At 47.0% G+C, this 12,266-nt stretch carries 8 protein-coding genes; 7 read left to right on the forward strand and 1 reads right to left on the reverse strand.

Annotated elements, in window-relative coordinates:
* Positions 1 to 243: 243 nt before the first annotated feature.
* Together HKN88_07920 and HKN88_07925 are read left to right on the forward strand one after the other, a co-directional pair.
* On the forward strand, positions 244 to 687 hold the full coding sequence (locus HKN88_07920) for a MarR family transcriptional regulator (GenBank protein NNC97986.1): 444 nt from the start codon (positions 244 to 246) through the stop codon (positions 685 to 687).
* A 52-nt stretch (positions 688 to 739) separates the two neighbouring features.
* Positions 740 to 1,570, forward strand: a complete 831-nt coding sequence (locus HKN88_07925; protein NNC97987.1) for a ferritin-like domain-containing protein — start codon at positions 740 to 742, stop codon at positions 1,568 to 1,570.
* Here HKN88_07925 and HKN88_07930 read toward each other — a convergent pair whose 3' ends face one another.
* On the reverse strand, positions 1,571 to 2,410 hold the full coding sequence (locus HKN88_07930) for a tryptophan 2,3-dioxygenase (protein NNC97988.1): 840 nt from the start codon (positions 2,408 to 2,410) through the stop codon (positions 1,571 to 1,573). It lies immediately after the preceding gene.
* Between the two features lie 215 nt (positions 2,411 to 2,625).
* On the opposite strand from HKN88_07930, the gene pdhA reads away from it, so the two are divergent.
* The 5 genes from pdhA to HKN88_07955 all read left to right on the forward strand — a co-directional run bounded on the left by pdhA (position 2,626) and on the right by HKN88_07955 (position 11,414).
* Entirely contained in the window at positions 2,626 to 3,717 is a 1,092-nt protein-coding gene (gene pdhA, locus HKN88_07935; protein NNC97989.1) for a pyruvate dehydrogenase (acetyl-transferring) E1 component subunit alpha, read from the forward strand.
* Positions 3,717 to 4,721 (forward strand): alpha-ketoacid dehydrogenase subunit beta, encoded by a 1,005-nt coding sequence (locus HKN88_07940; GenBank protein ID NNC97990.1) that lies wholly within the window; start codon positions 3,717 to 3,719, stop codon positions 4,719 to 4,721. Before pdhA ends, HKN88_07940 begins: the two co-directional genes overlap by 1 nt.
* Entirely contained in the window at positions 4,718 to 6,055 is a 1,338-nt protein-coding gene (locus HKN88_07945; GenBank protein ID NNC97991.1) for a 2-oxo acid dehydrogenase subunit E2, read from the forward strand. Before HKN88_07940 ends, HKN88_07945 begins: the two co-directional genes overlap by 4 nt.
* A 146-nt stretch (positions 6,056 to 6,201) precedes the next feature.
* Positions 6,202 to 11,049: an NAD-glutamate dehydrogenase gene (locus HKN88_07950; GenBank protein ID NNC97992.1), complete on the forward strand. Its 4,848-nt coding sequence runs from the start codon at positions 6,202 to 6,204 to the stop codon at positions 11,047 to 11,049.
* A gap of 47 nt (positions 11,050 to 11,096) precedes the next feature.
* Positions 11,097 to 11,414, forward strand: a complete 318-nt coding sequence (locus tag HKN88_07955; protein ID NNC97993.1) for a DUF2007 domain-containing protein — start codon at positions 11,097 to 11,099, stop codon at positions 11,412 to 11,414.
* Positions 11,415 to 12,266: the final 852 nt, after the last annotated feature.

The following is a 12,266-nucleotide window of genomic DNA, read 5'->3' on the forward strand; positions in this document are numbered from 1 at the left end:
TGTGGATGTCTTTTGCATATTTAGCGATGACATGATTAAATCCTCTGGGTAAGTTCACATCCCTGTAGTCGATCTGGCACATTCAAGAAATGCTGCAACCGCGATGTGTTTATGATTAAATTTATACTGTATACTCACTTTATAGTTTCATATGTAACTAATTGCAAGGAAAATAGCTGGTTTTTTATACACTTTAGATGCGGTCAACCCGTAAAAATTTAAAGCCACTGAACGGAAAAACCCATGAAAAAAGCCCCGCATTTCAATTTGAGTAATTTTTTGCCGTATCGATTGTCCATTTTGAGCAATCGTATTTCTCAGGGCATTGCTGAAATTTACCAGGAAAAATATGCACTTAGCATCACAGAATGGCGCATCATGGCTATTCTGGGAAATTTTGAGAACTGCACTGCGACCGAGATCGTTAAATACACAGCCATCGATAAAGTGGCGATAAGTCGCAATGTAAAAAAACTCCTGGAACGTGGATTTATTGAACGCAAATCCGACCCGGATGACCGAAGACGCCAAAGCTTGCGCTTGAGCCCACTGGGTCAGGAAGTGTTTGACGAGATCATTCCCAAAGCGATCAATTATGAATATCACTTTATAGACCAGTTAAGTTCTAAAGACTTGAATGACCTGGAACGCATTACGCAAAAACTTTTCACGGTTTTGGAAAAATAGATCGAAATTGAAATTTCACTAGTAAACGGACATTATAGAATCGAGGTGTAACATGCTTTATCCTGAACTTTACAAATCGCTGGAACGCAGTCGCTGGAATATGGATACCGACATCAAATGGGAAAATTTTGATGCCAGTAAACTGAGCGACGAGCAAGCCCTAAGCATCAAATACAACGCCATAACCGAATGGTCCGCCTTACCCGCTACCGAAATGTTTTTGCGCGACAACCAGGACGACTCTGATTTTTCAGCGTTTATGTCAATCTGGTTTTACGAAGAACAAAAACATTCACTGGTAATGATGGAATATCTTAGACGCTTCAGACCCGAACTGGCACCAACAGAAGAGGAATTGCACGCAGTGCGATTCAATTTTGACCAAGCGCCTGCACTCGATACACTAATGATGCATTTTTGTGGCGAGATCCGTTTAACCAATTGGTATCGTTGCGCCTCACAATGGCATGACGAACCGGTAATCAAACAAATATATTCAACCCTGTCTGCAGATGAAGCCAGACACGCTTCTTGTTACATGCGTTACATGAAACGTGCGGTTGAGAAAATGGGTGATACCGCGCGCGCCTCGTTTGCAAAAATGGGCGTGCTCATGGCTAACATCAAAACTTCACGCGCCATGCATCCAACCAACATTCACGTCAACAAATCGATGTTTCCGCTGGATACTGTGCAATCCAAACTGCCAGACCCCGAATGGATGGAACACTGGCTGGATGAGCAAATTAAATTTGGTCTGGAATGGCAACAAAAAGTCTCTCAGGCCATATTAAGAAAACTTTCGGGCTTGCTGGATGAGTCGTTTGAAAGTGTTCGTGATCTAAGCCGCTATCGCAAGACCTTGAAAGCCCGCCTGGCCTGATCAGCCAATATCGGTTCGCACTGCAATAAGCTCTGGAAAAAATTTCAGGTCCAGGGCTTTTTTCAAAAAGTTGACCCCGGACGAGCCCCCCGTACCTTGTTTGAAACCGATGATGCGTTCAACCGTTTTCATGTGGCGGAAACGCCAAAGCTGGAATGACTCTTCCACATCCACAAGTTTTTCGCACATCGCATAAGCATCCCAGTATTTTTTGGAATCTTCATACACCAGCTTGAAACTTTTGGTCACGCTGTCATGCGCTTCGTAGGCATCTGCCCAATTACGTTGCAAATGTTGCGCATCGATCGGAAAGCCCTGGCGTTTTAAGTAGAGTTGAAATTCATCGTACAAACTCGGTTGATGTAAAACACCGGAAAGATGTGTAGCAACTTTTTGATTACTTTTGTACACATTCAGGTAGCTGGCGTTTTTATTGCCCATGACAAATTCAAGTTCACGGTAAAGCGGAGACTGAAAACCGGAGGCATTGCCGAGCACGTGTCGAAACTCGGCGTACTCGGTGGGTGTTAGAGTTGCAAGAATGCCCCACTGCTCAAACAGGATTTGTTGAATTAATTTGACCCGCGACAGAATTTTCAAACACGGTTCCAGGGCATCCTGCTGCAAATGACGTATAGCCGCATGCACTTCATGCAAGATCTGTTTAAACCACAACTCAGCGGTTTGATGCATGATCAAAAACAACATTTCGTCGTGATGTTCCGGCTCACTGAGTGGTCGTTGTGCAGTAAGAATTTGATCCAGACCCAGATAGTCGCTGTAACTCATACTGCGTTCTAGATCAGTGTGGATTCCGGGTTCGAGTTTGCGTTCTTTCATAGATTCGGGTATCGCCTGATTAATTTTTGTTGGGCTGTGGTGCAATTGTACTGGCTTTTGGCAATTAGGCTTATAATCAGGATCAATCGCAACAACAACAGACACAGTTAAGGACAATTAAAACAATTGTTTGCGATATAATTAGTTTCTTATGTAATCATTTTGCCTGTTTTTTAAGCAGTATAACCAGAATTACACTCTGACTGGAGACAAGCGTGACCAAAGTCGCAAGTTTTACGATTGAACATCATCAATTTCTGGACACTGAGGGTAAATTGGTCAATACCGACCTGCCTGCCTTTGCCAAAGATCCTGAAGAACTCATCAAAATGTATCGACTCATGACCCTGACCCGGGTTTTTGATACCAAAGCCATTAATTTACAGCGCACCGGAAAACTCGGTACCTATGCATCATGCCTGGGGCATGAAGCTTCGCACGTGGGCGTGGGCGCAGCGATGCGTGATGAAGATGTGTATGCACCTTACTATCGCGACTACGGCACACAATTCTGGCGTGGAGTGAAACTCGAGAACGTTCTCACGTACTGGGGCGGTGACGAACGCGGTAATGTGTATGAGAATGCCCCGAATGATTTTGCCTGGGCGGTTCCAATCGCTACTCAATGTTTGCACGCTGCAGGGGCGGCAACCGCGTTCAAATATCGCAAAGAGGCGCGCTGTGCGGTAACCGCAATTGGCGACGGTGGCACCTCCGAAGGTGCTTTTTACGAAGCCATGAATGTGGCCGGAGTCTGGAAACTGCCAATGGTGTTTGTTGTGGTCAATAACAAATGGGCAATTTCAGTTCCGCTTGAAATTCAAACCGCAACCCAGACCATTGCCCAAAAAGCAGTTGCCGCCGGTATACCCGGCGTCCAGGTTGATGGAAATGATGTGATAGCGGTACGAAAAGTGATGGAAGACGCTCTCGAGCGGGCGCGCAATGGCGATGGTCCGACCTTGATAGAAACCGTCACGTATCGTTTGTCCGATCACACCACGGCCGATGACGCGTCGCGTTATCGAAAAAATGATGAAGTCGAGAACGCCTGGAAAACCGAACCTCTGATCCGCATACGAAATTACTTAATGGACACAGGCGCCTGGAACGAAGAAAAAGAGCAAGCCTTGTTAAAAGAATGCGCCGACAAGGTGGATATCGCGGTTGAAAATTATCTGAACCTCGGCCAACCCGCTATTGCGGATATGTTCGATTACATGTTTGCTGAACTGCCCTTGTCTTTACAAGAACAAAAAGACATAGCCATTGAAGCCGCCAAACACCGCGTTGGGGGGCATCACTAATGAGTACTCCCGAACACAAAAGCCACAAGATCACATTGATCGAAGCGGTGACCATGGCCTTGGCCTACGAAATTGAACACGACGATCGTGTCGTATTACTGGGCGAGGACATCGGCGTAAACGGCGGTGTGTTTCGTGCTACAGCCGGACTGCAACAACGCTTTGGCAAAGAGCGTGTCATCGATACCCCCCTGGCCGAAGGCATGATCGCGGGTTTATCCATTGGCATGGCCACCCAGGGCTTGATCCCGGTACCGGAATTTCAGTTCATGGGTTTTATCTATCCGGCCTTTGACCAAATCTTGAATCACGCCGGACGCATGCGGCACCGTACCCGCGGTCGTCTGAGTTGCCCGATGACCATACGTGCGCCTTATGGCGGCGGTATTCATGCACCGGAATGTCATTCGGAAAGTACCGAGGCCTTGTTTGCGCATATCCCGGGAATTCGCGTGGTCATTCCCTCCTCACCGCAACGCGCCTATGGATTGATGCTGGCGTCGTTACGCGATCCCGACCCGGTCTTGTTTCTGGAACCGAAACGCATTTATCGTATGCAAAAACAAACCGTGGTGGATAACGGTGAAGCTTTACCTTTGGATCTTTGTTACACCTTGCGGGAAGGCGATGACGTTACCCTGGTTACCTGGGGTGCGATGACTCATGAAACTTTGCAAGCCGCCGATCAATTGGCCGCAGAAGGGATCCATGCCGAAGTCATTGACCTGGCAACCATTAGTCCGATTGACGAAGACACCATTCTGGAATCGATTGAAAAAACCGGACGTCTGGTGATCGTTCACGAAGCCGCTAAAACTTGTGGCGTGGGTGCCGAAATCGCTGCAATCGTGGCTGAAAAAGGTATTTTTGACCTGCGCGCGCCCATTCAACGGGTCACCGGTTACGATACTGTCATGCCCTTGTTCAAACAGGAAATGGATTACATGCCTAGCGTATGGCGCATCACTAATGCGGTGAAAGAAACTCTGGAGTCGAGTGTATGAGTACCAAAACATTTAAGTTGCCGGATCTGGGGGAAGGATTACCGGAAGCCGAGATCGTGACCTGGCATGTGGCCGAGGGCGATTCGGTCAGTGTGGATCAATTGATGGTGTCGGTTGAAACCGCAAAGGCCGTAGTGGATGTGCCCTCCCCGTACGCCGGCTCAATCAAAAAACTCTACGCACAAGAAGGCGACATTGTTAAAACCCATGCAGCCCTGGTCGACTTTACTGTGGAAGGCCCAGGCGTAAGCTCTGGTGATGGCGAACAAATTGATGAGACAGCAAATGCTTCCCCGACTACAGACGTCGAGATCAAAACCGTGGACATTGAAGAAGACAGCGGCACCGTGGTTGGCAAAATGCAGACCAGCGATGCCGAGTTGGTGGAAAAAGTGAGGATAGGGAGCAAGCGGCGACGCGAGCGCAAACAAGCCACAGCAAGTAACTTCAGCGTTACTCAATCTCAACCAGCTTCAGCCCACGGTAAATTCAAAGCCACCCCGTCGGTGCGCCTGGCCGCCAAACAACAAGGCATTGACTTGTCGCAAGTACCCCCCAGCGGCAAATTCGGTCAAGTCACCCAGTCTGATCTGCGCGCCTTTGCCAGTCGTCCGCAAGACGTTTTGGCAAGTGGTAATGCCCCGAGCCATTTACCCCAAAGCGGATTATTGCAACGCCAACAAACGGATGTGAACTTTGGAGAGGCGGAACGTTTACGCGGACCGCGGCGCGCCATGAATTTGAGCATGAGTGCATCTCGTGATCAGGTTTCACAATGTACATTGTTTGACGACGCCGACATTCATTACTGGCTTCCCGGTCAGGACATTACGGCCAGAGTACTGCGTGCATTAACCGCTGGAGCCTTTGCCGCACCTGAACTCAACGCCTGGTTTAATGCCGACAATGGGACCCGAACCCTGCATCAACACATCGATGTGGCCATGGCAGTGGATACACCCGATGGTTTGATCGTGCCGGTTTTACGCTCTGTGGAAAGCAAGAATCTGCAACAGTTACGCGCTGACTTGAATGAAATAAAAGTGGCGACCCGCAATCGCAGCGTGTCGCCTGCGCAAATGGCCAAACCAACTATTACCTTATCGAATTTTGGCATGCTCGCCGGGCGCTATGCGACTCCGGTCATCGTACCGCCAATGGTTTGCATTTTGGGTACGGGCGGACTACGCCATGATGTGGTTGCAGTAATGGGCGGCATCGAGGTTCACAAACGATTACCATTATCCTTGACCTTTGATCACCGCTGTATCACAGGTGGTGAGGCCTGTCGTTTTCTGGCAGCCATGATCAAAGACCTGGAAAAACCATTCTAGGCATAGACTGCAAGTGTATACATGTACTATCCTGTGAACAGCTCGTTGAACATTTCGGCGGGCTGTTTTAAATGGCAATTACGATGGCGATTACTCAAGCGTTAGATAAACTGATTTAATAACTCTAAGTAACAAGCGAGACCATTATGGCAATCAGTCAAAATGAGCGGCATAGCAAGCAACTCGAACAGATTCTCGAGTGTGCCAATAATTTCCACAAAGGCAAGAAACTGAGCCGTTTCAAGCAGTTCATCGAGTGGTATTTTCAAGACCTTGCTCCTGAAGATATTCGCGAACGGGAGGCTCTTGAACTCTGCGCAATTGCGGCTAATCACTGGAAACTCGCACAACAACGCCCTCAAGACGAAATCAAGATTGATGTTTTCCATGCCAGCAAAGATTCGCATGGCTGGGAAGCAGAACGCAGTTATTTGCAATTGGTCTTGCCCGATCGCCCCTTTAACGTGGATTCTGTGGCTTTGGTGCTGGAACGTCTGGGTTACAACATTAATCTCACGATTCATCCACGCTTCACGGTTTCCCGGAATGAGCAGGACATTCTCAAAGACTTTTATATCGATGACCTGACTCAATTGCCCGAGAACAACAGTAACTTGCAGCATGAATCATTTGTGTTTATTGAATTTGGCCCGGAACTTGAACAAGATAAACTCGATACAATTGAGAAAAATATTTGCACTGCGATGCAAGACCTGCGATTCGCGGTTACTGACTGGCACGCCATGCGCGATGCTATGCAAGATGTGGTCTCAAGCGATCATCCGGTTGCAAGTTCCTTAAAAAAAGAAGACGCTGAAGAGGCCAAACGCTTTTTACAATGGCTGATTGATGATCATTTTATATTTCTGGGCTATCGTGAATATAAACTGATTGAAAACAACGGTCTGATAGAACTAAAAGCCAATGCCAAATCCGGCTTGGGTATTTTGCGTAAACAAAACTCGCCAAAATCCTACCAAACTCCGATCAACAGCGAAGAAGCGCAAAAGCAAATTCGCCAACGTGGCATGTTAATACTGACCAAAGCAAATTCACGTTCCAATATTCATCGTGACAGTCATTTGGATTACATTGGAATCAAGGTGTATGGCAAAGACGGCAAAGTGGTAGGTGAAAAACGCTTTTTGGGGCTGTATTCATCAGTCGCTTACAACCGTAGCCCAAGATATATCCCGCTGTTACGACAAAAAGTTGATAAAGTCATACAGATGTCCGGAATTCGTCCGCGCTCACACGTAGGCAAAGCCTTGTTACACATCCTGGAAAACTATCCTCGCGATGAATTGATGCAAAGCACGGTGCGTGAACTTTTGGACAACACCCTAGGCTTAGTGCAATTACAGGAACGTCGCCGGGTTAAGTTATTTGTGCGACGCGATGCCTTCCGACGATTTTTCTCGTTCCAGATCTATGTCCCGCGTGATTATTACAATACCCAGGTTCGTGAAAAGATCGAAACAATTCTAAAGGCAGCGGTAAAAGGCAACAAAGTCGAATCTGACGTGCATATTTCCACTTCCAGTTTAGCGCGCGTGTATTGTGTGATCTGGACGCCATCCAATGAAAAAATCGTTTTTCATCGTAAAGCAGTTGAACAAAAAATTCGAGAAGCTGCACGACCTTATGAAGAAGCCGTAATGGTTGAATTAAGCAAGCGTATGGAATTGGCCCAGGCCGAAGCCTTGATCTATCGCTATGCAAACTCATTTCCTAATGCCTACCGCGAAGATGTATCAGTCTATGAAGCCAGTCATGATATTGAGCGACTGCACACTTTGAAAAACGATCTTCACGATATCAAGTTAAGCTTGTATCGTCCGGTAAACTTTCCAGCTTCAAGTTTGCGTTTTAAAATTTTCCATTACGAATATCCAATTCCCTTATCTGATGCTCTGCCAATGTTGGAAAACATGGGTTTTCGCGCTATCAGTGAAAGACCTTATCAATTGCGCTTGAAAGATGATGCTTATATCTGGATTCAGGATATTGAACTGGTACATAAACATGGTGACGAAGTTAATACCGGCGCCCTGCGTGAAGCATTCCACAAAACTTTTGCGGCAATCTGGCGTGGTCATGCCGAAAATGATCGACTCAATTCACTGGTGACCGATGCTGGGCTGGAATGGCGTGAAGTATCGGTGATCAGAGCGTATTTACGTTATTTACGCCAAACCAGTTTGCCGTATTCAAGTTTGTACATGATGCAAGTCTTGTTGGAACATCCGGAGTATGTACGCCAACTATACAGACTATTTGCCATGCAGTTTGACCCGGCAATTGATAAGGGGAAACGCAGTAAACTGGTTGGCAGCGCACAACGCGAAGTCATTCGGGAATTGAACCTGGTAACCAGTCTGGATAAAGACCGTATATTGCGAGCTTTTTTCGATGTACAAAAAGCCACATTACGCACGAGTTTTTTCCAAACCAATGAACAAGGCGATCACAAATCCTATATTTCATTCAAACTCGATCCCCGCAAGATCCCTGAATTGCCATTGCCACTGCCCCGCTATGAGATCTGGGTTTATTCACCGCATGTGGAAGGTGTGCATTTACGCGGTGGATCGATCGCGCGTGGTGGTTTGCGTTGGTCCGATCGCCCTGAAGATTTCCGCACCGAAGTATTAGGCCTGATGAAGGCCCAAATGGTCAAAAACTCCGTGATCGTCCCCGTGGGTGCGAAAGGCGGCTTTGTGGTGCGTAACCCGGTTAGCGGTGATCGCGAACGCATGTTTGAGCAAGGGCGTGAATGTTACAAAGACTTTATCCGCGGCTTGCTCGATATAAGTGACAACTATTCGGAAGACAAGGTCATCGCACCTCCCAATGTTATTCGTAAAGATCCCGATGACCCGTATCTGGTGGTTGCTGCCGACAAGGGCACCGCAACTTTTTCTGACACCGCAAACGAAGTTGCCGCCGAATACGACTTTTGGCTTAGTGATGCTTTCGCCTCGGGTGGCTCGGTTGGTTATGACCACAAAAAAATGGGTATTACGGCACGCGGAGCGTGGGAATCGGTTAAACGCCATTTTCTCGAACTGGGAAAAGATATCCAATCGCAAGAATTCACCGTTGCCGGCATCGGCGACATGGCGGGTGACGTGTTTGGTAACGGCATGTTGTTATCGCCACACATTCGTCTGCTTGCAGCCTTTAACCATATTCATATTTTTCTGGACCCCGACCCGGACATAGAAAAGAGTTTTAATGAGCGTCAGCGCTTATTTGATCTACCCCGTTCGTCCTGGACTGATTATGACAAAAAGCTGATCTCGAAAGGTGGCGGCGTATTTTCGCGTACCGCTAAAGAAATTCCTTTAAGTCCACAGATTCAAGCCATGCTGGATCTGGCAAAAGACAAGGCCTCACCCACTGAAGTTATTCAAGCAATCTTGAAATCCAGAGTGGAATTACTCTGGAATGGTGGCATCGGCACTTATGTGAAAGCCACTCAAGAAAGCCACACCGAAGTGGGTGATCGCGCTAACGACAGCGTACGTGTCAACGCTAGCGAATTACAATGCAAAGTGATCGGCGAAGGCGGCAACCTGGGTTTTACGCATAAATCCCGTATTGAATTTGCCTTGAACGGCGGACACATCAGTACCGACTTTATCGACAACGCCGGAGGCGTGGACTGTTCCGATCACGAGGTCAATATCAAGATCTTATTGAATCAGGTGATCAATGCGGGTGAACTCGGCGAAGAGAAACGCAATTCGATATTGGCAAAAATGACCAGTGATGTCGCCAATCTGGTGTTGCGTAACAACTATCTGCAATCACTGGCGCTCTCGGTTTTGGAGAGCCGCAGTATCGAGCGCACCGACGAGTACATGCGGGTGATCCGGGATCTTGAACAACGAGGTTTGCTCAATCGCGAAATTGAATTTTTACCCAATGAGATCGAGATCGATGAAAGACTCAAAAACAACAAAAAAGGCCTGACCCGGGCTGAAATCGCCACAATATTGTCATACAGCAAAATAGATCTATACAATGAATTACTGGCTTCCGATCTGGTTGATGAAGACTACGCACAACACGAATTGCGTGGCTATTTCCCCAAAATTCTGAAAGAAAAATACTCTGATCTAATGCCAAAACACCGTCTGGGTCGCGAGATTATCGCAAACCAGATCGCCAATAATCTGATCAATCGCATGGGTCCCGCGTTTATACAACGCTTACACGATGAGACCGGAAACCGCATCTCGGTCATTGTGAAAGCCTATATTATTGCGCGTGATGTTTTTGATTCTAAAGATATCTGGCAACAGATTGAAAACCTCGACGGCAAAATTCCAGCCAAAGAACAGTATCGCATGTACATCGATTCCACCAATTTGCTCAAGCACGCTACACGCTGGATGGCACAAGAGATCAATGAACAAACTGACATTCAGGCCAGCATTGATAAATTTAAGGACGGCGTGAGTGAACTGTATATTCATTTTCACAAGAATCTGGACAAGTCACAGAAAAAACGTTTCAAAAAATACCGAGACCATATTTCCTCACTTGGGTTGAATGACAGGGTTGCCAAGCGCATAACCAGTAACAGTTTTATGCAAACTGCTCTGGATATTGTAAGTGTTGCTTTGGATCGGGAAATTGAAGTCAAAGACGTCGCCAGAATGTATTACGACGTGGGCGAGGCCTTACATTTAAACTGGCTGCATCAGCAGATTGTAAAACTCAAGGCCAAGGGCCGTTGGCAAGCCATGGCGCGCAACAGTTTGCGTGACCACGCTTATGAATTGCATCGTGTGATCACAAATAATGTTTTGGGCTTTCCGGTAACCGCCAAGAAAAAACAACTAACCCAATGGTTAGGACTGCACGGCGAACGCGTCCAGCATCTGGACTCGATTATTCGTTCCATGCGCGACTCCAAAGGCGCTGATCTGTCCGGGATCACGGTACTGATCCAGGAAATTGCCAATGTCATGGAGCCCATGTAAGCTTTAGCTTATTTTCTTGATCCTAGGTTATTCCAAGGTAATGACTCATGCATAAAGTTTTCACCGCAGATAATTTCGTACAACTCGACCAGATACGCGCATACCTGATCGAGCACGGCATTGATTGTATGCATAAAGGTGAAAGCAGTATCGGATCCGGAGCAGCCGGTGGCGAAGTACCGCCAATTGCGATCAAGAATGAATTACATGTTTTTCATGAACAAGATGCGCAACGCGCTAAACAACTCATTCAGGAATTCTTGCAGGCAGAAACCAAACGCAGCGATTGGGTTTGCGCCGAGTGTGGTGAAAAAATTGAAAAACAATTCAGCCAATGCTGGAACTGCGGGTTCGAACACAACTGATCTCTGTACTTACCGGATTCTTCAAGCTCAAGGTTACTCGGCACTATCCCTGCACCTCGCCCTCCGGGCCAGAGTCAGTTCCCTCTCTGTTCAAATTCATTCCCGATGAATTTGTCTCAGCCTTCGGCGCTATAAACAAAAAAGCCTCGACTATAGTCGAGGCTTAGATGTAATGGCGCGTGATGTACTGGACGTACAAATGCCGTGGAGTACAGGGATGTACGAGAACGGCCCTGGAAGGATTGACCGTAAGCAAGCTTACTCGTCGTCGCTCCGCTCCAACGTCTGTCGGGTTTGCTACGCAAACTCCTCGGATCGAACCTGAGGTTCTTATCCTTCGGCGCTATTAACAAAAAAGCCTCGACTAAAGTCGAGGCTTAGATGTAATGGCGCGCCTGGAAGGATTCGAACCTCCGACCGCTCGGTTCGTAGCCGAGTACTCTATCCAGCTGAGCTACGAGTGCGTCGTTAAGGTATCCAGCGTCAACTGATATCAGTTGAAAGCTAGGTTTTGGCTTGTCCAGATGTGAACAAGATGGCAATAGTAGAGATTTGTCACCTTAGCGTCAAGTTTGTTATCGGTTTATCCGTAGGTGTAATATAATACTGCCAAGATAATAATCAGCTATCTTTATAACAGAATAACGGATGAAAAAATAACACAGGAGCCACGCCGTCATTTCTAAATTCAATTTAATGTCAATTAGGATATAGATACTCAGGCACTGAATTTTCTATGAAACGTACTGAAATAAAAAAATTACTGCCTTCAGTTATGCAACGTTCTATGGACAAGCATAGTCCCCTTGACGCAACAGCGAACGGTGAAACTGGTTCGGTGCTGAGCACTTT

It is taken from the genome of Gammaproteobacteria bacterium, assembly GCA_013001575.1.
Taxonomy (GTDB): Bacteria; Pseudomonadota; Gammaproteobacteria; order Steroidobacterales; family JABDMI01; genus JABDMI01.